This window comes from Spirosoma sp. KNUC1025, from assembly GCF_045160025.1.
In the GTDB taxonomy this organism is placed as follows: Bacteria; Bacteroidota; Bacteroidia; order Cytophagales; family Spirosomataceae; genus Spirosoma.
The window spans coordinates 4761488-4788464 of sequence record NZ_CP087139.1 but is presented as its reverse complement, the minus strand read 5'-3'; the positions used below and the strand labels follow the sequence as shown (position 1 = coordinate 4788464).

The window sequence follows — 26977 nt, the reverse complement described above, 5'->3', positions numbered from 1 at the left end:
GAGTAGATTAGTTGAACGAGCGCACTTCTGATAAGTCGTTCTGGTGAAAAGCGTGCCTGATTTTTCGGGCCACTACATCTCGGCCTGCCTGTTTATATTTTAGCTGATAAAAGACTTCGTACACTTTCTCGGAAGAATCAGCATGTTCATATTTTGCTTTAAAGTAGGCCTCTTCTTCGGATAGGTCTACTTCTTTTTGAGCCTCTTTTCGTACCGAATCAGCCAGCACATCGGCTTTGTGCGTTCCTTTGGCTTTATCCTCGATGCGTAGCTTTCCATACGATTCGTTGGTCAAGAGAATCATCTGGGTTCTAAATTCAACGGATACGTCATACAACCGCTTCCACCAGTCTTTAATGGGAATGAGTTTGTACTCAAACGTGACAAACTGAATGTCGCTAGCGGGTTGATTCGACTTCGAGAAATTAGCGGTTTCCAGTTTGAGAACCTGTGCCTTTAACTTGTCTTCAAGAGATTGTCCACTGGCCGACACGCTGAACAGAAAAGCAAACAGGAGAAGGAGCCGTTTCATCGCTTTTAGAGTTAGAAGCCGAATTGCGTGCTGCCAATTAACGAAATTGACTAATACTGAGAATGACTATTTGAGGTAAAGGTATATTTATCTGATAGGTTTGCTTTATGACGTAACAGCTGCATGTACGCCTATAAACAGTGTTGCGGCTGCCCTGACAAACTTCCGTAGACGTATGCTAAAACATTGGTGGAAAGGCTTAACCGTTCTCATTTTAACGTATGTCTTCATCGCTGGCCTGATGAGCCCTGTTCCCCGGTTACCTATTTTGCATGAGGCCATTCGCAATACGTTCTTTCATCCCCCACTCTGGATTGCCATGATGGTTATGCTGCTTGGATCAGCTATTTTTTCGATACGCTACCTGAGAAGCGGAAAAGCGGATGATGACCTGATTGCTGTGGAACTGGCAAACACCGCTATATTATTCGGAGTACTGGGCTGCATTACGGGCTCTGTTTGGGCTTATTTTGCCTGGGGCGACCTATGGCCTAACGATCCTAAAACCAATGGGGTTGCTGTCAGTATGCTGATGTATCTGGCGTACTTTGTGTTACGTGGGTCGTTTGATGATGAGATGCGCCGGGCCCGAATCTCATCGATTTACAACATCTTCGCTTTTGCTGTTTTTATCCCACTTATCCTCATTCTGCCCCGACTTACCGATTCATTACATCCCGGCAACGGGGGAAATCCTGGGTTTAATCAGTATGATGCCGACAGTTCTATAAAACGGATAATCAGACCTGCCTTCGTGGGGTTTACCTTACTTGGCTTCTGGATTACGCAACTTCGCGTCAGATTACGCCGGTTAGAAATGAATATTGACGAACAGGACGAACAGGAAAAATTGCCCGACCACCATTCCACAACATTATCAGATCCAACAAATGAATCAGCTCACTGAATTATTAAGAGAAGACGGAAAAATATGGGTCGTCGTGGCCGTCGTCAGTGTCGTTTTGCTAGGATGGCTGTTTTACCTGCTCCGAATCGGTCGGCGAGTTCATAAAATAAAGCGCAGAGTCAGGGGATCCTAAAACTAGCCGACCCATTAATGAACCAACGCCTGTTCTGGCTTCATCAGAACAGGCGTTGGTTTTAAACGGAAAATAAGAGAGTGTGCTTAGGCTTTTTTCTTGCCTTTTCCAGCTTTCATAGCAGGCAGGGAAGGCAGCTTGGCCGTATAGTCCGAAATGCTGCTCTGAATGCCCTCTTTAAAGAATGGAAACACCGGATCGTTGGACGATTGACCCACCGAAAGCGCTTTCTGAGCAATTGGCAACGCATCCGCGAACTTACCCAGCTTGGCCAGAATCTGTGATTTTACGTACAGGTTGCGGAAGTTCTCACCCATCGCAATCGACTTATCAATCCATGTAAGCGACTGTTCAAGATTCCGTCCTTTCGATACGTTATAGCTGGCCGCAGCCTGCAACACGGCGGCATCTTCCGGCTTCTCGGCAACGGCCTTGTCGACATTCGCAGCTGCGTTGGCGTTGACATCCACTTTCAGATTAGCCGATGCTTTTACGTTGGCCCACATGAAATTCATTTTGGCCGTGCTATCCGTCAGATCGCTGAAATCAATCGTAAACGATTCCACTTTTTCGCTATTCTCGGCAGGAGTAAGGTTCACCCGCAGTGCATCCTCCTCTTGCTTGTATGTGGCTTCCGTTGTGGTTTTGTTCTTGTTGAAAATCAACGTAGCGTTGCCTTCGGCAGGAATCGATAAAATAGCGTAGGTGCCCGCAGGCAAGGTTTTCCCGTTGACTATCAGGTCCGTTGTGGTCGTAAACAGGGTAGGGGAGTTTGCGCCTGTTCGCCAGACTTTATTGAGCGGAACAAAGGCATCGGTAAAGGGTTGACGACCTTTCAGGCCAGGGCGTGAATACGTAACGGTTAAATCCGTGGTACCAACCGTTTGCATAACGGTAGCGCCGGGGCTGGGTGAGGGAAGTTTGATTTGGGCAACAGCCAGCTGAGCGGCCAGGCAAAACGTAAGTACGGTAAGCGATACTTTGTGCATAGTCTATAGAGTATTGAAAATTGCTGCCAAATTGCGTCTTTTTACAGACAAAGCCAACTATGCATCGTCAGCCACTGCTGCAACTCCTTCGCCAGCACCTACCCGCCGACCCAAACGAACAAGCCATGACCGAGGTAACGATTGCGTTTGTGGAAGCTAATCCGGATGCGTTCGAGCGCTCACTTCTGACTGGTCACGTAACGGGTTCCGCCTGGATCGTTAGCCCGGATCGAAGTCAGGTCCTGTTGATTCACCACCGCAAACTGGATCGGTGGCTGCAACCGGGCGGACATGCCGATGGCGACCCGGATATAGCGGCTGTTGCGCTGCGGGAAGCTCAGGAAGAAACCGGGCTGACCTCGTTACGCCTGATAGTGCCAGCTGGTAGCGAAACCCCATTGCTCACTCCGACAGTCCCGATTTTCGATGTAGATGTGCATACAATACCTGCCCGGAACCACGAACCGGAACACCTGCATTACGATATCCGGTTCTTGCTCGAAGCTGACCCAAATGAGCCATTTGGTCAATCGGACGAACGGAAGAATATTCGATGGTTTACGTTAGAAATAGCCAATTCTTATACCAATTCGGAGTCAATTTTAAGATTACTGCGAAAAAAAGTATAAAACTATAAATATAGTAGCTATTTTAATTGTTTTTTAATCTGATAGTTTAATAGATTTGTCAGACAACAAAACCTCGGAAATAGTTATGAAAACGTTAAAATTGATGCTCCTCAGTGTGGGCATTCTGGCTTTGGCCGACCAGGTCCTGGCGCAGAATGATCAGGCCACCGATCAGCGTAAGCCGCTGAACAATCCGATGTATTCGACCCATAATTATAAACATCCCAATTTAGCTGCGGCTGCCCGCCGGTGGGAAAACAAGCAGGGGGTTGAGGTGAAAACGCCAGCTCCCGGCGATGCCCGGCTGGCCAACTATAAGAACCAGATGCCGCGTACTCAGCCAGTAGGGGGCGTTACCGTCGATCATACGCCATCCGCCAATCTGGCTGATCGGAACTATAAAATTCAGCGGATAAGCGAACCTGGTTCAACTGGGGCGTCAAACGAATATTACGTTAAGAAGCAGAAACGTAAAAATGACAGTACGGCTATTGGTGAATAGAGATTAACCACAGATTGGATCGAGCCACTTGTCTACGACGGGTGGCTCGATTCGTTTAGATGCAGTGATCAGTGATTGCTATATGGTAAATTTATAAAAAACATATGAAGCTTTTGCAAACTATATGTGTACACTATACCTTTCCGGGAAAACATATAAATCCCATGAAATCACTACTCCTAAGCGCTACACTATTTTTGGCTTTATCCCTGAACGTAATGGCGCAATCGACCGACGATCTGCATCGGACAGAAGTGTATGCGGGTTACGGTCTTCTTACTGCACAGGATTTGTTAACCGGATTCAGCTCAACCTTAGCTGCCAGTTTATTGCCCGGTTATGTTGAACGTATCGATGCGAAAGGGTTTGGCGCGGCTTATGCTGGCTTTGATTACTTCGTCGGTCGGCGGGTGAGCCTGGGTATTCAGCTGAATTATGCCCAGTACGACGAAAGCTATAAATTGACAAACAATACCAGCTCTACGCTTAAAACCAGTTATTTGACGCCAATGGTACGTTCCAAACTGGCCTGGGTGCGGAATCCTGGCTTCAGCGTTTACTCATCGGTGGCAGTGGGCGCTACGTTTATCCAATCGAAAAATGAAACCAGTGGTAGCCAGACGGATAAAACTACGGGCCTGGCTTTCCATATTAGTCCGCTCGGTATTCGGGTTGGAAATGCAGTAGCCCTATTTGCCGAAGTAGGGTTCGGGTTTCAGGGGCTGGTTACGGCTGGTTTGTCCATTCGTCCATAATAGGCATTGGTCGTTATAGTCATTGGTCATTAGCTGTCAGTACTAATGACTAATGACTAATGACAGCGAAGCGAAATGGCCAATTATTGTTTTACTACGCGGAGGGTTCGTTTTTTGTCGCCAGCGACAAAGGTCATTACGTAGCTGCCAGCGGATAAACCCAGATTGGGTAGCACAAACGCTGTCAGACTTGAGCCTGTAAAGCGTTTCTGCCAAAGTACACGGCCACTTATATCCGTTATTGAAGCATCAACGGTTGTATTTGGGCTAATGCCTTCCAACTGGATAGTCAACGGCTCATTCGAACTGAATGGATTGGGATAGGCTAGGAGGGGTATTGTGGCCGGGTCGACAGCCAGCGGACCGAATGTTTTGGCAACGGTGGCTGCCCGGTCAAAATTCGGAATACCATACCCCAACTGATCATCGGGGGTCGCGTACTGACTGCCCGACCGGCGTAGGGCTTCCGTTACCTGTGCCGCTGTCAGAGCTGGATAAGCCTGCCAGAAACCCGCTGCCAGTCCGCCTGCCAGTGGGGCCGCAAACGATGTTCCATTGTTAAGACCGATATTGCCTGTGGGAAGCCCCAGTACGTCACCCTGTCCGCGGGCGGCCAAATCAGGTTTTACTCGCCCATCGGCCGACGGACCAAACGAACTGAAAGACGCGCGCTGTCCTGTCTGCGTAACGGCTCCAATGGCCAGCACAGAAACCGCATCGGAGGGGGCAGAAAGATAATGCCAACTGTCGCTTCCTTCATTGCCAGCCGCTACCACCACTACCATACCGGTTTCGGTAGCAATTTGCGCTGCCCGCGTTGAGAGAGCTGTTTTTCCATCCAGATTCTGATACGTATAGCTGGCCGAGATATCGTCAAATTCAGTGTAGCCCAGCGAGGAACTGATTACGTCTACACCGGCGCTGTCGGCATATTCGGCACCAAACAGCCAGTTGGCTTCTTCCACCTGCTTCTCGGTAGGGGCATCTTCGGTACGTAGCAGAATAAACGATGCTTTGTAAGCGGTGCCGTACAACTGACCATCGACCGTAGCGGCTATGGCCGAAAGGACTTCAAGTCCATGTGCATCATCTTCATACACACTGGTTTCTTTATTGACGAAATCATAGGTTGCCAGGATGCGCTTTTCGTCAAAAACGGGTTTTAAAAAGCCAACTTTATCGGCGTTCAGAAAACCCGCATCGAGCACCCCAATGAGCATGCCTTCACCATGAAAACCCTGTTGGTGCATTTTATCGACCCCAATCTGTTTGATCTGATTCGCTGAAATACCATAAGAAAGCGTATCGGCAGCCACCCGCGCAGAACCGGAAACATGAACGGACTTAACGCGCGGCTGGGTGATCGACTGGCTTTTATTCAGGGACCGGTTGAATTCGAGTCCTTTGACAAATGACAGTTTTTGTACGGCAGCGATTGTGGGGTCGTCGGCCTCAACCAGTACTGCATTCAGCCAGCGCGACGTATACCAGATTTTAGCGCCTGCCTGCTGGAGTTGCGTAATGTAGGATGGATTAACGGGTAAGTCGCGCTCCTGAACGGCGATGTTTTGTTTCTGCCGACGCTGAATTGACCGGGCCGACAGATATTGTTCGGGTTTACTGGTGCTGTAGGGCGAATTGGCTTTATCACGTAACAACACCAGATATTTCCCTGCCTGACCAAAGCCGGTGCCCTGAACGAATAGCAACAACGCCAATAACCAGATTAGTTTATTCCTTTCCATACGTTCGGATACGATACACTTGTCGGATGCCATAGTCAATTTGTGAATGCCCAGTGCAGGCGGGTGTGGCGGTGCAAAACTGAAGTTGAGTTTGTTCTTTATAAATGAGTCCAATCTGTCGGGCATAGACGGCAATTCGTTTGTCCTGCATCGTCAGCGTTGAGTCGTCCTGCTCCACTACCGTCACTGTCTCAGAATACTGCTTTCCTAATACGTCGTAAGGCAGCCCGATGTTGCGTGTTACGTAGTCATCCGGTTCCGACGAATTGTGTCGATTACCATTCCAGGCTTCTGGCCCGTTAACTGGAAGCAATAACTTAACCAAATCCCGACCGTTTTCCGTACGTACCACTTCATTATTGATGATACGGGCCGACCAGACGGAATCAGCCTGCCAGGGCTGGCTTTCAGTCAACCGCCGATAGCGCATTAATCGGTAGGCTGTTTGTACCGTTACGTCGGTATAGGTTGTTCCGATCACTTCCTTAAGCTGATACGTCTTTAGCGTCGGGGCCGAATTCAGGGCGTACTGCTCTTGCTGCACATCGTAAATAACGTACCGGCCTGTTTCGAGCGGGAAATAGTCGTGATCCGACATAACAGGCTCAGTTGGGGTAGGTTGGCAACCCAGCAGTAAAAACAACACAGCTAAACTCCCAAGCCTGTACAGATGAAGCGACATATGAGAGGCAGGTTTAGGGCAGGCAAACGGGTTTCAGCATTACATAAAAATAGTGTCGGCGATTGTTTCGTTGGGGCAGGCGTACCCATCCAGCTCTTTCATATACGAAGCCAGTTGGTTGATAAACGCAATGGTATAGGGTTGCAGGTGCTTATTTTTCAGGGTTGCCGCAAACCATGTCCGCAGAATCCGTTTTTCGGTAATTCGCACCGTTGCCAGTTGTCCCGTCTGCAGGTAGGGGCGGACCACCCAGGTAGGTAAAACGGCAATGCCCAACCCGGCCTTTACCATCTCCAGAATGGCTTCCGTCAGTGTAATCTTGTACACTTTCAAGGGGCGCCGGTTTTTGAAGATCATCATGAAATTGTCACTTTCCTCGTCAGGAATATTGTACATAATATAATTCTCGGCCGCAAACTCTTCCAGTTCAACCCACCGACGGCCAGCCCAGGGATGGTCGGGCGCAATGATCGCAACAAATTCATCCTGGAAAAGCGGAGTGTACGAAAACTTGGGATTTTCGTCGCCCTCAGTGATCGCTACGTCGATCTTATTGGCTAATAAGTGTTTGTCGGCATGATGCGTGGCAGCCTCCAGTTCAACCTTAACATCGACTTTAGGATACAGTTGTTGAAATTCACGTAGAAAACCCGCCAGCCAGTGGTACGACGTATAACACTGGGTACAAAGCCGAACTTCGCCGGATTCTGTATCGGTCAGGGATCGAACTTTGGCGCGGGTGTCGGCCACTTCCTGCAGGATTTTCTCCGCTGCCTGTAACACCACCTCGCCCGCCTGCGTGAGCAGCATTTGTTTTTTATCCCGAATGAACAGCTGGGTATTGAAATAGCTTTCAATCTCCTTCAACTGATGGCTCAGCGCAGACTGAGTCAGAAACAACTGATCGGCGGCTTTGGTCAGATTACCACTGCTTGCCACCTCTTTCACCATTTGCAGATGCCGGATTTCCATGATGAATATTATTCATGATTTAGACAAAAATAATTCGCTTTACTAATATATCAAAACTTGCCACCTTTGGCCTGTCGTAAACAAACACATACAATGAGAACAGCCATTTACAAGTTCAGGAACGTAGCGCTCGTGCTGCTGATTATGCTGGGGCAGGTAGCCAACGCCCAAACCACGGATACGAATTCCGGCGACCCATTGACGAAAGAAGCCTCCTTTGAAGTAGGCTCCTATATGGGCGATAACTGGACAATAAACCTGATGCTGGCCATTCGCCAACCGCAGGGAGCCACGGTTATGATCAGGGATGCGAACAAAAAAGTACTCTATGAGCAGCATCTGAAAAAATCTCCCATTGTTTATCACCATAAGCTTAGATTTGAAGACTGTAAATCAGGCATCTATTACGTAGAAATCAGCGATGGAAAACAGACGGTTGTTCGCCGGGTTGAAGTCGTGGAGATGCCGTCCATTGAAACACAACGATATATTACCTACGGTCCACAAAGCGGTCAGTGACTACCTTTGCCGGTCCTTGTTGAATACGTCTGAATTGAACCTGTAAACTGAAAGGCTATGAATCAAAATAATGCCAAAGCGCCGTCGCCACTGTTGGTTATCAGCGCATTTGCTATCGTATATATTGTCTGGGGCTCTACGTACTTTTTCATACAAATGGCTATCCACGATATTCCGCCGATGCTGCTGGGCGTCATGCGTTTTTTTGCCGCCGGTACGCTGATGTTGGGTTGGGGATTGCTGAAAGGGGAGAAGCTGTTCAACAAAAACAGCTTTATTACGTCGGCTGTGGTGGGCGTGTTGTTGCTCGTCGGTGGTAATGGGGCAGTCATCTGGGTTGAGCAGAACGTACCCAGTGCTCTGGTGGCTATCCTGGTGTCGTCGGCGCCCATCTGGTTTGTGTTACTGGATAAGCCCAATTGGCCGACCAATTTTAAAAGCAAGGCTACTCTGGCCGGGCTGGGCATTGGCTTTATTGGGGTAATTCTCCTGTTTAGCGAACAACTGAGCGGCCTCTTTGCCGGAAGCACCGATCATACAAAACTAATCAGCATGGTACTGCTGCTTTTCGGTTCAATTGCCTGGTCGTCGGGTTCGCTCTATTCGAAACACCATCCGTCTGAAGGCTCGTCTACGGCCAATGTTGCCTGGCAAATGATTGTCGCCAGCCTCGTGTTTTTACCCGCCAGTATCCTCAATCACGAATTTGAAACGGTCAACTGGTCTCAGATATCGGTTCAGGCGTGGTTGGCGCTGGCGTACCTGATTGTGTTCGGGTCGATTGTGGCGTATAGCGCATATGTCTGGTTGCTCCAGGTGCGACCCGCAACGCAAGTCAGTACGTATGCATACGTAAATCCGGTGATTGCTGTGTTGCTCGGTGTGGTGTTTGCCCATGAATCGATCTCGCTTTGGCAAATCTCCGGCTTAGTAATCATTTTAGGCAGTGTTCTTCTTATCAACCTGCCCAAATACCGCGAGGAAAAAGCCGCCCGGCAATTGAAACAACAGCAGACAGCGGCTAAAGAGGAAACGAAATCAGCGCTGGCGCATCAGGTTTCGTTAGAGAAATAGAATCTGTTTAAACGGTCGTTCCTTGGGATGACAACCTTCTCTACGTTGCTGTTTTAGCTCAAAAAATTCGGCTCCAGGCGAAACGAATAATGATCAGTAATAGAACGAAGCCAACAACGATGTATACGAACGGAATATACGTAACGGCATAGATTCGGGTGCGGTCTATGATCCAGAGTATACCGATAAGGGCCGCTATGAGCGTCAGGAAACTCGATAATTTGCCAAAACCGGGAATATACGTAAAGGGCATTTTGCGCCGGATAAGCATCAGCGTTGCTACCATCGTGAGCACCGGCAGAACCTGAGCAATAAGATTAATATCCCATACGCTTTGCCGCTCGAACAGAAACAGATAGATCGCTAACGTAACGGCAAAAATGCCCGGAATACACGCCAGATAAATTAGAACCGCATAGACATAGCGCCATTTCCAGATATCTTCCGCCGTTTCTCCCGACCACATATTCACTAAAAAAGCCCCTAATGGAATAGTCATCAGGAGCAGAGCTAGTAAAGCAGGGTGGCCCGAAAGCATTTGAAAGAAGTCACGGAGGGTCATAAAGTAGGAGAATGATAGAGTGATTGAATGATTGAATAAGAGCTTGCGCCAGCCATTCAATCACTCAATCATTCAGTCATTATTTTAACGTCAATAAATACCCAATGGTGAAGTTGGCATCCCAGTCGAAAACAAACTGATCGCAACCTGTCGCATCGGCAATGGCCTTGTAGATGTTCAGACCCGCTTTTGATTTGGCATTTTCGAGTTTATAAGCCGATGGCGCATCGAGCACCGTATAGCGTTCTTTCCCTTTCCGGACGGATTTAGCCAGTTCAAAGGGTACGCCCCCAATGATAAAACAGGTTTTGCGATGGTCGGAAGGGATTTGCTTGGCTTTGGCCTGTACTGCACTGGCAACGGCTTCGTCGCTGGTACCCTCCTGAAAATACTTCGCACCATAGGTTTCCAACGCTTTCGTAGAACTGCCTTCTTTCCACGATATTTTGGTGTTACCCGAGCCGATGTCAACAACAAATGAATTGTCGTAGAACTCAGTAGGTAATACGGCCCGTAGACCAAGTGATCCTTCCTGTTCAGGCGTAACGGTGTTCACTACGTAGTTCAGCGACTTCAGGGCCTTGACAATCTTTTGAGTGACTTCAGCCTTCACCGCGCCCGAGCTAACCACAAACTGGATATCGCGGCCACCTACGCCGAAATCAAGCATTTTCCCGATATAACTTTTCAAACCCGACCGTACGTCTTCGTCGGTTGCCATATTTTCCAGAACAAGGCTGTTGCCAAATTCCGCCTTTTCGAGTTTCCAGTGTTTCTGGTCGTCGATCCGGACAATGAATGAATTGAAACCACTGGCTCCCAGTTCTACTACGCCCTTGAGTTTCCCATTCTGCGGCTCCGGCGCTGTATACGTGAAAGCCCGTTGCGTTTGCCCGCCTGTTGCTTCCCCCGACGAACCATTATTATCTGTTGCGCTTGATTCTTCTACCGCTCCTTCGGCGGTTTTATCGTCCGAGCGGGGCATCGTTTGCGACTCCGAGTACTCTTTGTCTTTGGGTTGTAGTTTGCGTAAGGCTTCATTACCGCTAAAATAGCGGAATGCGAAATAAATAGCGCCTATAATCAGAGCCGTGATGAGCAGCCGACCGGCTACGGTTAAACGTTGCATATGTTTAAATGAGTGAAAGAGTGAATGAGCGAATGAGTGAAAGTGATTTGCGTAAATAAAAGAGTTCTCGTTTGATAGGCTCTTTCGCTCATTCACTCTTTCGCTCTTTAAAATTAATCCAGCAAATTCTTGTATCCGGCGTCTTTCGCGGGGTTGGGGCCGGTAATGACGGGTTGCGCGGGTGCATCCAGTTGTACCATTTTGAACTCCCCTTTGTTGTACGCTTCCAGCAACGCTTCGCCTTTGTCGGACAGAATACCGTTCTGAATATCGACGCCATTTATAAAGTCCATCGAAAGATCCATGGCCCGTTTCATTTCGCCGAGTTTCATGCTCATATCGTCCTGAATGTATTCCATCGACTGGTCGAAATAAAACCGCTTGTCAGGATCACCTTTGAAGATGCTAACTGCCGTTTTGAGTGCGTTCGAGCTATCTTTAACGATCTGATATTCCGTTTCTTTCAGGCGAACCTTAATCTCGGTTTCCTTGATGATGTAGTCGGCGCTCTGGTTCACTTTTTCCATGAAAGCCAGTACGTTTTTCATGTTTCGCTGCAGCGGCAGCAGCTTTTCGTTCATTTCCTGCAAGCCTGCCCCTTCGATGGTGGCCAGTTGAGCAGTTTCGCGCATACCAGGTTTATCGCTCAACGAATTGGCTTTGTTGGCTTCCGCGAATTTCTGCTTGATGGCTTCGTTGTTCTCGCTGATTTTTTTGTTCAGCTTGACCAGTTGCCCAGCCAGGATATTGATCTGACCCTGCATTTTTTCGCGTTTCTCCTTCAAATCCTGAATGTAGATTTTCATAATCGCGATCGGGTTCAGCTGAATTACCGTACCAGTAATGCTCCGCATCAGCGATTTAAACAGGAAGAATACCGCGGTTCGGACGTCTTTACTCGTGAACAGAAAGATCAGTACGCCCAGCGCACCCAGCAGCAACGCCAGTTCGAGAATATTCGACGTAGCGCGAATCAGAAATTCAACGATTCGGTTAAAATAGACCAGGCCCAGGCCAGCGACGCCCGCCAGCACGATCATACCCAGAAAACCCTCAGGACGGCTCCAGAACGAACGTTTCTCGGGTTCTGTACCACCGCCAAGTTTAGAAAAATCAGGAGTTGCCATTATTAAGAAGTTATGATTTTGGATGCCGAATGATGAGTTACGAAACGCTGACGTATCAATCACAGATTTGCCAGCTGCAACTCACCCATTATTTTAAATATTGTGTCATTTTGGCGATATCGCCTTTAATCTGATCGGTAAAGTGCGCGAACGTTGAATCGTAATTTTGCCGGTTCTGCGTAATCTTCGCGCTTTGTTCGTTGATGTCGCCCGCAATGGCCGAGAGCCGGTTTTTGTTGGCGTCAATCTGCTTTTGTATTTCCACTAACTGTTTCGCCAGCGAATCGTTTTCGGTTTGCAGGCGCTTCTGTTCATTCTGCAAACCGCCGATCCGTTCTGTCAGAGCTGCTTCAACACTTTTCCCGAACGCATCCCGATCTTTATTCAGGGCTGTAATATACTGATTTGCTGTGTTCGTCAACGTAGTGGCGTCACCAGGCCCGCCTAATGCCTTAAAGCTAGCCCAGGCGGCCTGATACTGCTTGTCTTCGGGAAGGTCGAGGCTCGATAGGCTACGTAACGTTTCGCGAAACTCAAAGTAATCGGGGCCGGGCGGATTGTTCTGTGCCAGTACGTTTGCAAAATGTTCGGCAAACTTCGGGTCAATCGTTCCCGATGACGCTGACACGGGTGCTATGCTGGCGGGTCCGCTTGTACCAACCGATTGATCCGGAGCACTCGGAGCCGGTCGGGGAGCCACGGGCGCCGTCGATGCAGCGGGGGGCGTACCGGTCGAAACGTTGCTGGTTTCTTCCTCTTTTACAAAGAAACTCAGGATTTTACGACCGAGCGATTTGTCTGGTTCTGGCATAATTGTCTGGCATTGGTTGAAAGACGAAGCAATGTTACGAGGTTCCGCCCGATCCCGCAATATGGGTTTAAGCCGAACGGTTGCGGGACTTGACAAAATGTCGCAGGGCGGGCCGAATGTTAGGAACAGATGGTAGAAAATAAGGCGTAACGGGCTATATCAAAGTGTTCGTGAACCGTATCGCTTTGTCATCTATTCGGTCAATCGGCTTTTCATCTTCTCTCTGAACTTTTCCACTTTCGGTTCCGAAACAAGATGAATGTATAAATTATATCGATTGTGCCGGTAGTAATCCTGGTGATACATTTCGGCAGGATAGAAAGCGCCAAAGGGTAAAACCTGGGTAACAATTTGAGCCCGATAGTGGCGTTGCTCCCGACGAATGGCCGCTTCAATACGTGCTTTTTCGTCAGGGGTGCGGTAAAAAATTGCGGAACGATAGTGCCTGCCTACATCGGGACCCTGCCGGTTGAGCTGCGTCGGGTCGTGCCCGGCAAAGAATGCTTCCAGCAGTACGTCGTAAGAAATCACATTGGGATCGTAATAAACCTGCACCGCTTCCGCATGCCCTGTCTGATCGGTGCCGACCTGTTCGTAAGTCGGGTATTCCAGATTGCCACCCGAATAGCCGGAAATGGCCACCCGAACGCCTTTCAGCGATTTCATCTCTTCCTGAACCGCCCAGAAACAACCACCCGCTACCGTCGCAACAGCTTCGCCCGGACGTAATGCCGGAAGTTTGGCCGGTTTAATGTCGATGGTGGTATTGGTGGGCTTATCGGCTGGCTGCTGGTTGCAACCCGTTGACAGACCCGCACAGAGGAACCCAACCAGAATTTGAGTGAACAGTTTCATAGGCTAGTCGCTACGTTCAGATAACGCAAAATCGGAACGTAGAGTTACGGAAAGCCAATTTGGGCGTATATAGTTACCTTTGCCTCACGAACGCCTTGAGATTATGTCCCTTACTACGTTAGGGCTGGAACTGCCCACCGACCCGCGTTGGGTCAACATCGCTGAAATGAACATCGGTGAGATTCTGATCGACCACGCCTATTGCGAACAAAAGGCTGCATCGTCCTGCATTTCGCTTATCGTTCAGTATTCTGATAAAGCAGAACTGGTTGAAGTGCTGACGCCCGTTGTGGCCGAAGAATGGGGGCATTTTCAGCGCGTACTGAAAGAGCTTCGCAAACGAAACATCCCGCTCGGTCGCCAGCGGAAAGATGAGTACGTGAATCAGCTCCGTTCCCGACTTCGCCGGTCGATTGGCGATCAGAAGGAACAACTGATGGACAATCTATTGCTGAACGCATTGATTGAAGCCCGAAGCTGCGAACGGTTCAAACTCCTCTCCGAACATATTGCCGATGAGGGATTGCAGAAGTTTTACCGGGAGCTGATGATTTCGGAAGCAGGGCATTATCGGAATTTTATCGAACTCGCTGAAACGTATCTGCCAGCCGAACGGGTACGCGAACGCTGGAAGGAATTCCTCGCTGTCGAAGCCGATATTATGGCCAATCTGGAAGTGCGGGGCGACCGGATGCACTGATCAACAGGTTAACTTTTTTCGTAACATTTGAGTAAGGTTCATAAACGATCAAAAGTATGGAGATGCATGTATTGCCCTGGATAAAGGATGACATTGCCATCGAAATTATTGGAAAGATGATTGCCGAGCAGAATGAACAACTGTATAAGCTGGTTGGGGAGTACAATCAGGCGGGTTTCGCCTATAATAGCCAGGAAGTACTGACGGATTCTCGTTACCAACAACTCATGAAGCAGATTGGCGATTTTAAAAAAGAGATTGACCAGATCTATGCTGGTGAAGGAGTAGAAGAACTCTATAAAAAAGTTGATCAGGAGTATGTGCCTCATCTCAATTTACAACGCGATCAATTAATTGCCTCCGTTTAATTACCCTGCACTACCATTTGTATAGATCGCGTTGATGGATATCCACCACGTTACAGAGGAAGAATTAGATATTGCCAGGCAGATTGTTTTTGCAGAATATATTGGGGACGCAACGGTTTATCAATCCGACAAGCCAATAGGTATATTGCTCGGCGGCCAACCCGCATCAGGCAAAACAGGGCTAATAAAGCAACTGCGGAGAACGTACAGCAATAGGAAGTTCGTAGTTATCAACGGCGATGAATATCGCCAATTCCACCCACGTGCCAGAATGATAGGCGAAACATTCGGCCAGGATGCACCAAAATACACCCAACCTTTCTCCAATGCCTTAGTTGAATACCTCAAAAGCCGAATGCCTTCGGTTACGATGTAATTTTATCATTGAAGGGACTATGCGTTCCTTTGACGTGATCCAGCGAACGGCTACTGCCATAAAACAAGTCGGTTTTCGGTGCGAAGCTTATGTTCTGTCTGTTTCGCGTGAAGATAGTTTGCTGGGTGTATTTCAACGGTTCGAAGGCGATAAACAACGTACTGGCGTTGGCCGTTTTTCGCCGATTGACGTTCACGATGAAGCGTATCAGCAAAGCCCGGTCAATCTGGCCAAAGCGAATGCGGAAATGCTTTTCGACCGAATTGTAGTTTATACTCGTCAGACCGATGGCCAATTACAGATTGGTCTTGATACGGCTGGTGACCAGCCTCAGTCTACTGATTTTGTTGCTGGATTCGAGCGGCTCCGTCAACCTATCTTTACGAAGTCGTTTTATCATGAACAATGTATTGCACTTGGCGCATTAGCCCGTCAACGAGCAGAAACCAACGAAACTTATCTCAGACAGATCGGGGAATTCATTCATCACTACAGTTACTAGCCAATAGGCGATAGTGTGGTAAGGATGTGCTAAATTTGGCTAACGATTAACGTAACAACGATTGACTTTTCTTCAACAAACGGCCCAACGTATTTTCGAAGCTCATGGTCCCAGCCTGAGCGACGTTTGGGTGATTTTGCCAACCCGTCGGGCGGTATCGGTTTTTCTGGACGAACTGGCCGCCCTTTCCGACCGTCCGTTCATTGCGCCACATGCCCTGGCCGTCGATGACTTTATTACGCAGGCTGCCGACGTGCAGTTGATTGACTCGGTTAGCCTACTGTTCGAGCTCTACGATGTGTTTAAGGCGATTGACCCGCTGGTAGAATTCGAGCAGTTTATCGGGTGGGCGTCGGTGCTGCTGGCCGATTTCGACCGGATCGATCAGTATCTGGTTAATACCGGTGAATTATTTAGCTATCTGACAGCTGCCAAAGCGATTGAACGCTGGGAGGTAGATCGACCATCGTCGGCCAAACCGATTGTCGAAACGCCCGGTACGTCACGCTATTTCAAGCTTTTCGAGAACCTGCATTCGGCTTATAATGCCCTGCACCAGCGACTGAGCGAACAGGGACTGGCCTATCGAGGGATGGCCTACCGGCTGCTGGCCCAGAATGTTGAGTCGCTGATACGTGATAATCTGGCTTATGAACGAATTTATTTCGTTGGATTTAATGCACTCAGCCGCGCCGAAGAGCAGATCATACGCGTGTTGGTCGAAGCTCAAAAAGCCGAACTGGTTTGGGATGCCGATCAGTATTACATCAATGACAAACGGCAGGAAGCCGGTGAATTCCTGCGTCGATACCGGGATGATGGCTGGTTTTTTTCCAGACAGAACCGTGAAGACCTGAACCAACTCTCAAACAATCTGACGGGTACCGAGAAAAATGTCCGGGTTGTCGGGGTTGCCAACGCCAGTATGCAGGCGAAAGTTGCCGGTAAGATTTACGAGGAATGGCAGGGAGCAGGAAACTCTCGACGGCCCAAAACGGCCATTGTCCTCGCCGATGAGACATTGCTGGTGCCCGTGCTGTATGCGCTCGACGAAAGCGTAACCGATCTCAACGTAACGATGGGGCTATCGCTACGTTCGTCACTGCTGTTTACGCTGGTCGATACGTTGTTTGAAATGCAGCGGACCGTACACGAATTCCGTACGAAAGATGGGCGCGATCTGAAGATTCCGAAATTCCATCATCGCCACGTCGTGAAAGTGCTCAACCATCCGTTTGTGAAACAATATGAGCGAATCCGGGGGCTACAATGGCCGGGCACGGTCCTCGAATCAGGCGAGATTTTACCCCCCGAGCCGCTGTTTCAGTGGATTGCCAAAGTAATTGTGCAGGAGCAGCGGGTCTATATGACTGAAACGGAAATTCAGGAATTAGGTCAGAATGACCCACTTATTCAGGTACTTTTTTCGCGCTGGCCCGACGAAAACCCGATGATGGCCATTCGGACGTTCTACAATCTGATTGAGTTGCTGCGCGATGTGTACCGTACCAGTCAGGATGCCATCGAAATCGAATATTTGTATTTATTTTATACCCTGCTTCGTCAGCTCGAAGCGACGCTCGAACGGCAGGAAACCGGAAGCGTAGGAGCAGTAAACGCCGGGCATGGAGGTAGGAGTGAGGAATTCTCCGTTTCAAACCCGACAGCGCCCCCGGCTGTCACGGTACGTAGTTTTCGGCAGTTTCTGTACGAATTGATTCGGCAAACGAGCATTCCCTTCACCAGTGAGGGCAAGAGCCAGCTACAGATTATGGGGATGCTCGAAACGCGGGCTCTGGATTTCGAACGCGTTATAATACTATCGGTTAATGAAGGCGTATTGCCGCAGTCGAGACGGCTAAACTCGCTGATTCCCTTTGATATAGCGGCTGAATTGAAACTGCCGACGTACCGGGAGCAGGAAGCCGTAATGGCTTACCATTTCTACCGGCTTCTGCAACGCGCCACCGACGTTGTGCTGCTGTATACTACGTCGACCGATGCGTATGGGAATAGTAAGGGTGAGCGAAGTCGGTTTATCCGGCAGATTGAACATGAATTGGTGCCTCAGGCAAATGGCCTCATTCGGATAAGTTACCCCACTGTTCGGTTTGGTCAAACCGGAACCAGCAAAGTAGCCGACCTGACTGGATTGCATGTGCCTAAAACGCAGATTATCCGGGCTAAATTGATCAAGTTGCTGACAACCAGAGGCTTGTATCCGTCATATCTGAACCAGTTCGTAAGCTGCTCCATGCGCTTCTATTTCAGCCGGGTGGTCGATATCAGCGAGGAAGAAGATATCGAAGAGAAAATGGGTGCAGCCGAGTTCGGAAGCTGGCTACACAAGGTAATGGAGCTGCTCGATACGGATTATCGGCTCTTGGGGCTACCAATTGATGAAACGATCATCAAAAACCTGCTTGAGGAAGAGTTTATAAAATCGATGAAGGGCCGCGTTATCGAGTCGGGGATGAACCTGTTGCTCTACGAGCTGGCGCAGAAACTGATGCTCGACTTTCAGCGGCAGCAGAATGCACTGCCGGGTTTACTCGTGATCGGAACGGAGCAAACGCTGGATACGACGCTGGACGTACCGCTCGACGGCCACAAAACCATCCGGGTACGTATCGCCGGGAAGATTGACCGGATCGAGAAATTTGACAATCAGATACGTATCGTCGATTACAAAACGGGACAGGTTAAGTTGTCAGACAAAACGCCCGACGACTTATCGGAAAAACTGCTATACGACGGGAAAGAAGATAAGATGCGGCAACTGTGGCTGTATCGATATCTTACCCTCAAAAACATTCGTGATTATGGCGGTCTCCCCCGCGACCGAGCTAAGCGGGATATTTTTCCGGCTGCCGGGTTGCCGGTTGAAGCAGGCTTTTATTCGTTCCGGGATATAGCGGGTGGTTTCAAATCAAATCCGGTACGCTTCGGTGACAACGACGATCCGGCGCAGTATATCCACGATTCTGAAGAAATACTCCAGCAATTGATTCGCCGTATCCTCGACCCCAACGAACCGTTCAGGAAAACCGATCAGCTCGAAACCTGCCAATACTGCGATTTTAAAGGGATTTGCGGGCGCTAACGTAATTTAGGGTATATGTGCAGAATCGTACATAAATCCTCACCTGTTAAATCCGTACGTCTAGCAATTGCGCCTGTGTGAATTTTTATACCAGTGCTGACCTTAATTAGATAGTCCTCTTCATCAGCTCGTTTTAAGTTAAACTTACCGGACGATATAGGTAGGCCTTCCATCATAAGCTTTAATAAAGGAATATCAGCAGGGTAGGATAGTGTGGTAACTACAATGCATGGTTTGCCCATTTTTATCCGGAGCATACGGCTCCCGAATAAATTCATCTATATTAAAGGATTAGCCAGTTGGATCTGTAGTTTAACCAGCATTGATTAATGACTATAATTATTTCGCCCTGTGCGCAGCCGGAAAATGATCGGGGCCACCGCTTTCTTGAAATAAGTTCGTATCCAAAATCGGTCCACCTGAGTAAGTTGTGCCTGATGCCCCCCTTTATAAGGCTAACCGAATAGGGTAGGGCCATACAGGTTTTTGTTTATAAATCAATCAATGCAGTATTGTCAACTAGGAAACACCGACCTAATCGTATCACAGTTGAGTTTCGGAGCGTCTCCATTAGGGAATGTGTTTAATGAGGTATCCGAGCAGGAAAGTATACGAACCGTCCATCTCGCTATCGACCACGGTATTAATTTTTTTGACGTAGCCCCCTTTTACGGCGATACACTGGCCGAAAAGCGGCTGGGAAAAGCACTTAAGCACAAACGTAATGCCGTTTTTCTAGCCACAAAGTGCTGTCGGTATGGAAATGGCGTATTCGATTTCTCCTACGATCGGGTGCTGCGAAGCATTGACGAGTCGCTGGAGCGGTTACATGTCGATTATGTAGACCTGTTGACCGTCCACGACATCGAGTTTGGGGATCGACAACAAGTGTTGACCGAGGCTATTCCCGCAGCCCTGGCGGTCAAAGAGATGGGCAAAGCCCGTTATGTCGGATTTTCAGGGCTTCCGGTACGCTATCTAGCCCAGATTGCCCGGCAAGTGGAGGTCGATACGGTGTTATCCTGGGGCCATTATACGTTGCTGGAAGATGAAATCAATGACGAACTAGTGCCACTTTCGATAGAAAAAGGATTTGGGCTGATGAATGCAGCTCCGCTGATGCAACGGATTTTGTCGGATGCTCCTATTCCATCCTGGCAAAGCTCTCCTCCGGCAGTGAAAGCTATACAGCCCAGCCTGATTGCTCTGTGCCGTGAATACGGGTTGGCACTGAGCGACGTAGCGTTGAACTATGCTGTCCGTCATCCGGTGATTGCGACCACCATCGTCGGCATGTCGGAGACCCGTCAGGTAGAGAAGAACCTGAAGGCGCTGCAAATCAGTGTTCCCGATGAATTACTTGAACGCATCGAGACGCTGGTTGCTCCGGTAAAAAATCAGATGTGGTTTGATGGCAAACCAGAAAACAATATTCCTAAAACGAACGGTCAACATGAGTAAACAACCGGCTCTGGTCTTGGTTAAACCGGGGAAAACCGAAATACGCGAGATTGACCGACCCACTATCGGCCCAGAGGAAGTCTTGTTACAGGTAAATAAAGTTGGTTTCTGCGGGGGTGATCTCAACGGGTTTCGGGGCCTTTTCGAGTTACAGGAATACCCGAACGTACTTGGCCACGAGGTGGGCGCTACCGTATTAGAAACGGGTAGCCAGGTGCCGGGTCAGTTCCAGCCCGGTATGCTTGTTACCTTGAATCCGTATCTGAATTGTGGGGTTTGCCTTTCCTGCCGCAAAGGGCGGCCAAATGCCTGTCAGGATAACAAAACCATGGGCGTTCGCCGACCCGGAGCCATGACCCGTTTGATCAGCGTACCCTGGCAAAAATTGCACAGTTCCTCTTCCTTATCCGACCGGGAACTAGCCCTGGTTGAGCCACTGACGGTGGGGTTTCACGCGGTAAGCCGGGGCCGCGTCGTAGCGGACGAAAAAGTGGCCGTTATCGGATGTGGTATCGTAGGCATGGGGGCAGTAGCAGCTGCTGTTCATCGGGGCGCCCAGGTAATTGCTATCGACATTGACGATAGCAAAATGCGAACGGCTAGTCTAGCCGGGGCCGCGCATACCATCAACACAACCCGAGTTGATTTGCACGACGCCCTGATGGAAATCACCAATGGGGACGGTCCCGATGTGATTATCGAAGCCGTCGGTCATCCGGCCACGTACCGGGCGGCCGTCGACGAGGTGGCCTACACAGGACGCGTGGTTTATATTGGCTATGCTAAAAAACCCGTTGACTACAATACGGGTACGTTCGTGCGAAAAGAGATTGAAATTCTAGGCTCCCGCAATTGCCTGGGTGAATTCCCGGAGGTGATTGATTACCTGGAAGCGGGCAAATTTCCGGTCGATGCGGTTATTAGTCGGGTCGTCTCACTGGATGAAGCCGGGGCTGCTCTGGCTGACTGGTCGGCCAACCCAGGACCGATTACAAAAATTATGGTCAATTTTGATACCCTGCCGACTTCATGAAATCCTGTGTAACCATTGCGCTGGTTCCCGCTATCAGGACGGGTCCCTGGATTTACTGGGATGACCTGGAAGTGAGTATGGCTAAAGCGATAGACCTGGGTTTCGACGCCGTTGAGCTATTCACACCCGCTGCCGATACGATCAGTGCCAGCCGGTTAATTGAGTTAACGAGTCGATTTAACCTGGGCGTAGCGGCTGTCGGCACTGGAGCAGGAAAAGTACTACATGGCTTAACGCTGACCGACCCTGATCCCCAGATTCGAGCCCGAGCCGTAGCCTTCATTGCCGCTATGATTTCGTTCGGGGCAACTGTCGGCGCTCCGGCCATCATCGGCTCTATGCAGGGTAACGTAGCACCGGGCGTAGCGAAAGCGCAGGCCCTGCAGTGGCTAGCCGATGGGTTAATTACGCTCGGTGAGCAAGCCGAGCAGCAGGGGGTAGGGTTGATTTATGAACCGCTGAATCGATATGAAACGAACCTAATTAACGACCTCAAAACGGGGGTTGACTTTCTTCGTTCACTGCCTACAAAGCGGGTGGCCTTACTGGCGGATCTGTTTCACATGAACCTGGAAGAGCGTTCTTTACCGGAGAGTATTCGTGCCGCTGGCTCCTACATCGGTCACGTACACTTCGCCGATAGCAACCGACGAGCTATGGGCCTGGGTCACACGGCCATGGATGAAGTAGCGGCAGCCCTCCGTGAGATTGGGTATACCGGTTATATTTCAGCCGAAGCGTTTCCGTACCCCGATTCCGATCAGGCAGCTCAACAAACTATTCAGTCCTTTAAAACCTATTTCAGGTAACGACCTGTTTAAACGTTCACCAACGCTATGCAACGATTTTGTCTGATGCTCGATCTGAAAGATGATCCGGCATTGATCGCCGAATATGAACGATGGCATGCCCAAGGGAATGGCTGGCCGGACGTGCGGGCAAACGATTTGAAAGCAGGGATTCAGGATCTTCAGATCTATCGAACGGGTAACCGAATGGTTATGATTCTGGAAACAGATGATCAGTTTACGTTCGAGAAAAAACGGGACCTTGATGCGAAAAGTCCGCACGTACAGGAGTGGGAGCGGCTGATGTGGACCTATCAACAAGCGTTGCCCTGGGCAGAAGAGGGGCAAAAATGGGTGTTGATGGACCAGATTTTTCAGTTTGAAAGAGCGGAGTAACCACGATTCGGGATGAGCTTGCTGGTTGGCAATGTTTTCGATTTCCGAGGAGGCTTTGGCTTCTTTTTGTAGCAGCGCATTATTTAAGCTAGTCGGATTAGGTAACAATCAGCTCCGCCTTTCAGCTAATGCTGAAACTGATCGGCTTTCCTGGCGTAGGAACGGTATGGTTTCAACGAGTTCACGCGCAGGCGGTAGCAGGTGTAGCTTATTGAAAGGAGGTTCGTCTTGAAATCGATTCATGGACAATTGTGATCAAAAAATGTACACGAAACGGCTGTCAGGTACATACTATGTACCTGACAGCTTTTATACTCCTAAACAAGGCATACGCGATTCAACCCTTTTTATTTGCTAGCTGGCTGGATAGGTATGTTAGAGCATTTTCTGAGATCACCGGAGGTTTTCGAGGACGTTTTGAATTGGATCAGATATTCTTGTAAACGATTAATTTATAGCCTGTTAGGGGTGATTTTGCGTTTACATTATCCTATTTTCTGGACGACTTTTGACTTGTGTTAAAGGGAAAGAGGTTGTCAGCTTTTCCCGCCAAAAGACAACCTGTTTCCCTTTAACACAAAGGAATGAGACCTTCACAAGCCAGTTTATATAAACGCCTACCTTGTTAGTCCTGAATAACCTTCACGATTTGCTGATGAGATCCGGTTGGCGACACAACGCGAACCTTCAGCAGTAGCACATTACCCCAGGTTGGGTTGGTTCTTAGAGTAAAGACCTCAACTATGTCGGATCGTTCGATGCGTTCACTTGCCAAATGCCGTCCGCCAAGATCAGTGAGTGTCACGTACACGGGCTGGCCTTCCACACCCTTGATTTCCACGTTGAGTTGATGGTTAGTAATAGGGTTGCCTAATAGTCTGACCTGCATACCGGTACTGATCTCCTCAGCAACGGCCCGCCGGGCGCTGGCAGCGATCTGACAGCTGGCCAGCCAATTATAGGCGTACTGGGTCTGGGCGTTGCCCTGCTGGGCCACCAGTCTGATGACCGGGTTGTCGCCCCACAAGTGCAGCGTGTAGGGCCCCGGAGTGGTGGTCGGGCTTAACTCGCCCACCACGGAAAAACTGATCGGCCGGGCAGGGTCCTGGCCCACGTACTGGGGCTGCAAACTGACTTTATACCGCTGGCTGAAGCCGGTCTCGTCTACTTGACAGTTGATTACCCTTGCCCCTGTCAGGGCAAAACCCGTGGGTAAAATGGGGCAATCGTTTTGCCAGTTATAGGCGTACTGGGTCTGGGCGTTGCCCTGCTGGGCCACCAGTCTGATGACCGGGTTGTCGCCCCACAAGTGCAGGGTGTAGGGCCCCGGGGTGGCCGTCGGACTCAACTCACCCACCACGGAAAAACTGATCGGCCGGGCAGGGTCCTGGCCCACGTACCGGGGCTGCAAACTGACTTTATACCGCTTACTGAACCGGGAATCTTCCAACTGGCAGTCGACCAGCTCTGCGCCCCTCAGAGCAAAACGCTCCTGACCAACACTTTCTCCGGTAACCGTGACCGATACCATGGCCGTAGCCGTTCCCTTGCTAGCCGTACTCACGGTAAGCACGTACGTCTGGGAGCCGATGCCCTGAGCCGTCACACTTTCCTGGAAGAAGGTTCCACTGAAGTCACCCAGTAGCGGTTGATGCTGTCCATTAGTGAGCGTGTAGCTGTAAAGGTCATTGTTCGTTAATCCATCCAACGTAGCCGTAAACTCGACCGACTGACCTGCTTGTACGGGATTCGCGGAAGCCTTTAAACCACTGATGGCAAAGGACACAACCGTAACTGGTACCGTACTGGTGACCGAGTAGGGGGAATCACCGATCGTGAGCGTGTAAGTCTGGAGGCCGGTTCCCTGCGCAGTCAGGCGCTGGCTGAACCCCGAACCGCTGGCCGTACCGGTCTGAGTGCTTCCGGCTCCATTGGTGAGTGTGTAGTTGTAGGGGCCCGTCGCGTTCCCTACCGTAGCGGTGAACGCAATCAGCTGATTCGTTACTACCGACTTAGGGGCGGCCGAAAAGTTTGTCAGTGTAAGGGTACACTGGGCCTGAGTGAAGGTGACGGATTCGGAATAATCAGTGCCACAATCGTTCGAGATTTTTACCCGGTATCGTCGACCATTCGGTTCATCGCCATTGGTAGTCAAGGTGTTGGTATTATAACCCGGATATACACCACCATCAAAGCTTAGAGAGGCCCAGGCCCCTCCATCGCTGTATTCCCAATCGTACGATAATTTATAACCCTCCACGTTCACGGTATATTGAAGTCCTTTACCTGAGCAGGCGGTTCGACTGGTAGGCTGGGCAATGATGCTGGTGCGCGGTGCACGCGTAAACGTAGCGGGTTGAGAGGGCTCTACATTACAAGTATACCGGATGAAAACCCGGTATTGCCGGCCATCCGGTTCATCGCCATTGGTGGTCAACGTAGCGGTGTCGTAGCCCGAATACAAGCCATCACCTGAACCTAAGGGAATCCAACCCTGGCCATCGTTATATTCCCATAAATACCCAAGTGCATCCCCATCCACCTTCACTTCATACTGGAGTCCCTTGCTCGAGCAGGCGGTTTGACTTATTGGCTGGGCAACAATACGGGGACCCGGTGTGCGTGTGAACGTAGCGGGTTCGGAATAGACCGTGCAGGACCCGTTATTGATCTTCACCCGGTACTGACGACCATTGGGTTCAACCCCACTGCTCGTCAACGTAGCGGTATTATAACTCGGATATTGATTAGCCTGTTCACTCAAGGAAATCCAGCCCTTCCCATCATTATCGTTAATCTCCCACTCATACGTTAATGGGCTACCGTTACCGTCCGCTTTCACTTCATACTGAAGCCTATTACCATCGCAGGCGGTTTGGCTGATGGGCTGGGTAATGATGCTTGGCGCAGAAAGCGTGAACGTAGCGGGTTGAGAATAGTTACAACCGTTATTAATGTTCACCCGGTATTGACGGCCGGGCGTCTCAATGCCGTTGGTGGTCAACGTAGCGGTATTATAACCCGGATATAGATTAGCGTATTTACTTAAAGAAATCCAGCCATTCCCATCATTATCGTTAAATTCCCAATCATACGTTACAAACGTTAATGGATTACCGTTGCTTTCCGCTTGCACGGTATACTGAAGCCCGTTGTTGTTGGCCGAGCAGGCGGCTTGATTAGCGGGCTGTCCTATAATGGTTATGGGAGAACAGGGGGGACAGAAGCCAATTCCCCCATTGCCACCGTAAATCCCTTGGTAAGCCACCCAAAGCCGCCCATTGGCTACCGTAATCTGCTGAATATCAGTATCATTAAAGCGAAGTGCTCTCTGGAACGTTTTCGCCCCGTCGTCTGAAATGAACAATCCGTTATCGGTACCTACATAAACGGTGTTTCCTTGGGCATAGACAGCCTTTATCAAATTACTTGGCCAATTGGAAGTATCCACCAACTGAAAGCTGCTCCCATAATCGCTTGACATAAAAAGACCACTAGCAGTCCCTACGTAATAGTGACCATTTGTCGGGTTAATACAGATAGCGCTGATCGTTGCACCTATATCGAGCTTGACGCCATTTGCGTAGTACAAGTCGGTTGTCGTAAAACTTTGACCTCCGTCTTTCGAGATCAGCAATCCATAACGAGTACCAACCTTTATGTAACCCGTACCCCGGATGATCGGCGGAATTGTTGAGGTTATTGTAGCACCCGCAAGGATTGTATTTCCCGATACAGCTAATGTAGATGGGGAGACAGTACCGAGTGTGTAGGGCCCATTACGAACCGCTTCATCAAATCCCCGCAGGATGTTAAAATTACCTGTTCCATCATAGACATATATTGAACCACCTATAAGGTCACTTTCAATGGATAGTCCATAAATACGATTAAAAACAGGGTCAGCTTTTATATCATAATAATTAAAAGACTCCACCAGGTTCCTACCAAAGGCAGGAAATATTGAATACGTAACGCTCCAGGTCTGGCCCTGATCGGTAGAGACTTTTATATGTCCGTCAGGATAAACAAGAGAATAAAGCCGGTTACCCGCTGCGACTACCTTAGCTGCCTTGAGGTCTATGTTGTAGAAGTCCCTGCCTCCAAGGGTTGCTCTACTTAATCCACTGCCAGTAGGCACATAAATGTCGTTTCCGACGACCGTTACCCCTCTGACAGCATCGATAAAATCTGCATTTTCTGGCGTACGTAAGGTATAATCAAAACAGACGGGGCCGTCTTGGGCTAGAGAATATAGCGGGCTGATTAGTAGCTGTAGGCAGAAAATCCCAGGTAGACAATGTCTGAGTTGAATAGCTAGTATTTT

27 protein-coding genes are annotated in these 26977 nt (G+C 49.4%); 16 read left to right on the top strand and 11 right to left on the bottom strand.

Going from position 1 to position 26977, the window contains the following annotated elements:
- Window positions 1–7: 7 nt before the first annotated feature.
- Window positions 8–532, bottom strand: coding sequence for a hypothetical protein (locus LN737_RS20985; RefSeq protein WP_405511776.1), 525 nt, complete (start codon window positions 530–532; stop codon window positions 8–10).
- Between the two features lie 175 nt (window positions 533–707).
- Between LN737_RS20985 and ccsA the strand changes: the two genes are divergently transcribed.
- Together ccsA and LN737_RS20975 are read left to right on the top strand one after the other, a co-directional pair.
- Complete coding sequence (gene ccsA, locus LN737_RS20980) at window positions 708–1439, top strand: cytochrome c biogenesis protein CcsA (protein WP_405511775.1); 732 nt, start codon at window positions 708–710, stop codon at window positions 1437–1439.
- Complete coding sequence (locus tag LN737_RS20975; protein WP_405511774.1) at window positions 1423–1572, top strand: CcmD family protein; 150 nt, start codon at window positions 1423–1425, stop codon at window positions 1570–1572. The genes ccsA and LN737_RS20975 overlap by 17 nt, the downstream gene beginning before the upstream one ends.
- Window positions 1573–1658: 86 nt before the next feature.
- Here LN737_RS20975 and LN737_RS20970 read toward each other — a convergent pair whose 3' ends face one another.
- Window positions 1659–2561, bottom strand: a complete 903-nt coding sequence (locus LN737_RS20970) for a DUF2911 domain-containing protein (protein ID WP_405511773.1) — start codon at window positions 2559–2561, stop codon at window positions 1659–1661.
- Between the two features lie 59 nt (window positions 2562–2620).
- On the opposite strand from LN737_RS20970, the gene LN737_RS20965 reads away from it, so the two are divergent.
- The 3 genes from LN737_RS20965 to LN737_RS20955 all read left to right on the top strand — a co-directional run bounded on the left by LN737_RS20965 (window position 2621) and on the right by LN737_RS20955 (window position 4447).
- The gene (locus tag LN737_RS20965; protein WP_405511772.1) at window positions 2621–3190 is read left to right on the top strand and encodes an NUDIX hydrolase; all 570 of its coding nucleotides are present in this window, start codon (window positions 2621–2623) and stop codon (window positions 3188–3190) included.
- Window positions 3191–3275: 85 nt separating this feature from the next.
- Window positions 3276–3692, top strand: a complete 417-nt coding sequence (locus tag LN737_RS20960; protein WP_405511771.1) for a hypothetical protein — start codon at window positions 3276–3278, stop codon at window positions 3690–3692.
- Between the two features lie 164 nt (window positions 3693–3856).
- Window positions 3857–4447, top strand: a complete 591-nt coding sequence (locus LN737_RS20955) for a hypothetical protein (protein ID WP_405511770.1) — start codon at window positions 3857–3859, stop codon at window positions 4445–4447.
- 83 nt (window positions 4448–4530) lie between these two features.
- On the opposite strand, the gene LN737_RS20950 is transcribed toward LN737_RS20955, so the two are convergent.
- Genes LN737_RS20950 through LN737_RS20940 form a run of 3 tightly spaced genes read right to left on the bottom strand, consistent with a single transcriptional unit; the run spans window position 4531 to window position 7846 of the window.
- Entirely contained in the window at window positions 4531–6192 is a 1662-nt protein-coding gene (locus LN737_RS20950; RefSeq protein WP_405511769.1) for a S8 family peptidase, read from the bottom strand.
- Window positions 6179–6874, bottom strand: a complete 696-nt coding sequence (locus LN737_RS20945) for a hypothetical protein (protein WP_405511768.1) — start codon at window positions 6872–6874, stop codon at window positions 6179–6181. Before LN737_RS20945 ends, LN737_RS20950 begins: the two co-directional genes overlap by 14 nt.
- A 39-nt stretch (window positions 6875–6913) precedes the next feature.
- Window positions 6914–7846, bottom strand: a complete 933-nt coding sequence (locus LN737_RS20940; protein WP_405511767.1) for a LysR family transcriptional regulator — start codon at window positions 7844–7846, stop codon at window positions 6914–6916.
- Window positions 7847–7939: 93 nt separating this feature from the next.
- On the opposite strand from LN737_RS20940, the gene LN737_RS20935 reads away from it, so the two are divergent.
- The gene (locus tag LN737_RS20935) at window positions 7940–8365 is read left to right on the top strand and encodes a T9SS type A sorting domain-containing protein (RefSeq protein WP_405511766.1); all 426 of its coding nucleotides are present in this window, start codon (window positions 7940–7942) and stop codon (window positions 8363–8365) included.
- Window positions 8366–8422: 57 nt separating this feature from the next.
- On the top strand, window positions 8423–9439 hold the full coding sequence (locus LN737_RS20930) for an EamA family transporter (protein WP_405511765.1): 1017 nt from the start codon (window positions 8423–8425) through the stop codon (window positions 9437–9439).
- 58 nt (window positions 9440–9497) lie between these two features.
- On the opposite strand, the gene LN737_RS20925 is transcribed toward LN737_RS20930, so the two are convergent.
- From LN737_RS20925 to msrA, 5 genes are all read right to left on the bottom strand, one after another.
- A complete protein-coding gene (locus tag LN737_RS20925; protein WP_405511764.1) occupies window positions 9498–10001 on the bottom strand; it encodes a hypothetical protein in 504 nt (167 codons plus the stop codon).
- Between the two features lie 79 nt (window positions 10002–10080).
- On the bottom strand, window positions 10081–11130 hold the full coding sequence (locus LN737_RS20920) for a hypothetical protein (protein WP_405511763.1): 1050 nt from the start codon (window positions 11128–11130) through the stop codon (window positions 10081–10083).
- Window positions 11131–11243: 113 nt separating this feature from the next.
- Window positions 11244–12257 (bottom strand): hypothetical protein, encoded by a 1014-nt coding sequence (locus LN737_RS20915; protein ID WP_405511762.1) that lies wholly within the window; start codon window positions 12255–12257, stop codon window positions 11244–11246.
- An 88-nt stretch (window positions 12258–12345) separates the two neighbouring features.
- Window positions 12346–13068: a hypothetical protein gene (locus LN737_RS20910; RefSeq protein ID WP_405511761.1), complete on the bottom strand. Its 723-nt coding sequence runs from the start codon at window positions 13066–13068 to the stop codon at window positions 12346–12348.
- Between the two features lie 192 nt (window positions 13069–13260).
- A complete protein-coding gene (gene msrA, locus LN737_RS20905; RefSeq protein ID WP_405511760.1) occupies window positions 13261–13923 on the bottom strand; it encodes a peptide-methionine (S)-S-oxide reductase MsrA in 663 nt (220 codons plus the stop codon).
- 103 nt (window positions 13924–14026) lie between these two features.
- On the opposite strand from msrA, the gene LN737_RS20900 reads away from it, so the two are divergent.
- From LN737_RS20900 to LN737_RS20860, 9 genes are all read left to right on the top strand, one after another.
- The gene (locus tag LN737_RS20900; RefSeq protein WP_405511759.1) at window positions 14027–14623 is read left to right on the top strand and encodes a tRNA-(ms[2]io[6]A)-hydroxylase; all 597 of its coding nucleotides are present in this window, start codon (window positions 14027–14029) and stop codon (window positions 14621–14623) included.
- A 56-nt stretch (window positions 14624–14679) separates the two neighbouring features.
- Window positions 14680–14991 carry a hypothetical protein gene (locus LN737_RS20895; RefSeq protein ID WP_405511758.1) on the top strand — a complete coding sequence of 104 codons (312 nt, stop codon included), beginning with the start codon at window positions 14680–14682 and terminating at the stop codon, window positions 14989–14991.
- Window positions 14992–15025: 34 nt separating this feature from the next.
- A complete protein-coding gene (locus LN737_RS20890) occupies window positions 15026–15367 on the top strand; it encodes a zeta toxin family protein (RefSeq protein ID WP_405511757.1) in 342 nt (113 codons plus the stop codon).
- Window positions 15368–15386: 19 nt separating this feature from the next.
- Complete coding sequence (locus LN737_RS20885) at window positions 15387–15869, top strand: zeta toxin family protein (RefSeq protein ID WP_405511756.1); 483 nt, start codon at window positions 15387–15389, stop codon at window positions 15867–15869.
- Window positions 15870–15930: 61 nt separating this feature from the next.
- Window positions 15931–18972 (top strand): PD-(D/E)XK nuclease family protein, encoded by a 3042-nt coding sequence (locus LN737_RS20880; protein ID WP_405511755.1) that lies wholly within the window; start codon window positions 15931–15933, stop codon window positions 18970–18972.
- Window positions 18973–19476: 504 nt separating this feature from the next.
- Complete coding sequence (locus tag LN737_RS20875) at window positions 19477–20433, top strand: aldo/keto reductase (RefSeq protein ID WP_405511754.1); 957 nt, start codon at window positions 19477–19479, stop codon at window positions 20431–20433.
- The gene (locus tag LN737_RS20870; RefSeq protein ID WP_405511753.1) at window positions 20426–21466 is read left to right on the top strand and encodes a zinc-binding alcohol dehydrogenase family protein; all 1041 of its coding nucleotides are present in this window, start codon (window positions 20426–20428) and stop codon (window positions 21464–21466) included. Before LN737_RS20875 ends, LN737_RS20870 begins: the two co-directional genes overlap by 8 nt.
- Window positions 21463–22275 (top strand): sugar phosphate isomerase/epimerase family protein, encoded by an 813-nt coding sequence (locus LN737_RS20865; protein WP_405511752.1) that lies wholly within the window; start codon window positions 21463–21465, stop codon window positions 22273–22275. The genes LN737_RS20870 and LN737_RS20865 overlap by 4 nt, the downstream gene beginning before the upstream one ends.
- A 27-nt stretch (window positions 22276–22302) precedes the next feature.
- Window positions 22303–22650, top strand: a complete 348-nt coding sequence (locus LN737_RS20860) for an L-rhamnose mutarotase (protein ID WP_405511751.1) — start codon at window positions 22303–22305, stop codon at window positions 22648–22650.
- A 625-nt stretch (window positions 22651–23275) separates the two neighbouring features.
- Here LN737_RS20860 and LN737_RS20855 read toward each other — a convergent pair.
- On the bottom strand, window positions 23276–26791 hold the full coding sequence (locus LN737_RS20855) for a WD40/YVTN/BNR-like repeat-containing protein (protein WP_405511750.1): 3516 nt from the start codon (window positions 26789–26791) through the stop codon (window positions 23276–23278).
- Window positions 26792–26977: the final 186 nt, after the last annotated feature.

Bases quoted from the DNA above. Each gene is read 5' to 3' on its own strand.
- ccsA (WP_405511775.1), top strand. From the start codon at position 708: ATGCTAAAACATTGGTGGAAAGGCTTAACCGTTCTCATTTTAACGTAT.
- LN737_RS20975 (WP_405511774.1), top strand. From the start codon at position 1,423: ATGAATCAGCTCACTGAATTATTAAGAGAAGACGGAAAAATATGGGTC.
- LN737_RS20955 (WP_405511770.1), top strand. From the start codon at position 3,857: ATGAAATCACTACTCCTAAGCGCTACACTATTTTTGGCTTTATCCCTG.
- LN737_RS20960 (WP_405511771.1), top strand. From the start codon at position 3,276: ATGAAAACGTTAAAATTGATGCTCCTCAGTGTGGGCATTCTGGCTTTG.
- LN737_RS20935 (WP_405511766.1), top strand. From the start codon at position 7,940: ATGAGAACAGCCATTTACAAGTTCAGGAACGTAGCGCTCGTGCTGCTG.
- LN737_RS20860 (WP_405511751.1), top strand. From the start codon at position 22,303: ATGCAACGATTTTGTCTGATGCTCGATCTGAAAGATGATCCGGCATTG.
- LN737_RS20870 (WP_405511753.1), top strand. From the start codon at position 20,426: ATGAGTAAACAACCGGCTCTGGTCTTGGTTAAACCGGGGAAAACCGAA.
- LN737_RS20945 (WP_405511768.1), bottom strand. From the start codon at position 6,874: ATGTCGCTTCATCTGTACAGGCTTGGGAGTTTAGCTGTGTTGTTTTTA.
- LN737_RS20965 (WP_405511772.1), top strand. From the start codon at position 2,621: ATGCATCGTCAGCCACTGCTGCAACTCCTTCGCCAGCACCTACCCGCC.
- LN737_RS20920 (WP_405511763.1), bottom strand. From the start codon at position 11,130: ATGCAACGTTTAACCGTAGCCGGTCGGCTGCTCATCACGGCTCTGATT.
- LN737_RS20970 (WP_405511773.1), bottom strand. From the start codon at position 2,561: ATGCACAAAGTATCGCTTACCGTACTTACGTTTTGCCTGGCCGCTCAG.
- LN737_RS20865 (WP_405511752.1), top strand. From the start codon at position 21,463: ATGAAATCCTGTGTAACCATTGCGCTGGTTCCCGCTATCAGGACGGGT.
- LN737_RS20940 (WP_405511767.1), bottom strand. From the start codon at position 7,846: ATGGAAATCCGGCATCTGCAAATGGTGAAAGAGGTGGCAAGCAGTGGT.
- LN737_RS20950 (WP_405511769.1), bottom strand. From the start codon at position 6,192: ATGGAAAGGAATAAACTAATCTGGTTATTGGCGTTGTTGCTATTCGTT.
- LN737_RS20890 (WP_405511757.1), top strand. From the start codon at position 15,026: ATGGATATCCACCACGTTACAGAGGAAGAATTAGATATTGCCAGGCAG.
- LN737_RS20930 (WP_405511765.1), top strand. From the start codon at position 8,423: ATGAATCAAAATAATGCCAAAGCGCCGTCGCCACTGTTGGTTATCAGC.
- LN737_RS20895 (WP_405511758.1), top strand. From the start codon at position 14,680: ATGGAGATGCATGTATTGCCCTGGATAAAGGATGACATTGCCATCGAA.
- LN737_RS20925 (WP_405511764.1), bottom strand. From the start codon at position 10,001: ATGACCCTCCGTGACTTCTTTCAAATGCTTTCGGGCCACCCTGCTTTA.
- LN737_RS20900 (WP_405511759.1), top strand. From the start codon at position 14,027: ATGTCCCTTACTACGTTAGGGCTGGAACTGCCCACCGACCCGCGTTGG.
- msrA (WP_405511760.1), bottom strand. From the start codon at position 13,923: ATGAAACTGTTCACTCAAATTCTGGTTGGGTTCCTCTGTGCGGGTCTG.
- LN737_RS20910 (WP_405511761.1), bottom strand. From the start codon at position 13,068: ATGCCAGAACCAGACAAATCGCTCGGTCGTAAAATCCTGAGTTTCTTT.
- LN737_RS20915 (WP_405511762.1), bottom strand. From the start codon at position 12,257: ATGGCAACTCCTGATTTTTCTAAACTTGGCGGTGGTACAGAACCCGAG.
- LN737_RS20985 (WP_405511776.1), bottom strand. From the start codon at position 532: ATGAAACGGCTCCTTCTCCTGTTTGCTTTTCTGTTCAGCGTGTCGGCC.
- LN737_RS20875 (WP_405511754.1), top strand. From the start codon at position 19,477: ATGCAGTATTGTCAACTAGGAAACACCGACCTAATCGTATCACAGTTG.
- LN737_RS20885 (WP_405511756.1), top strand. From the start codon at position 15,387: ATGCGTTCCTTTGACGTGATCCAGCGAACGGCTACTGCCATAAAACAA.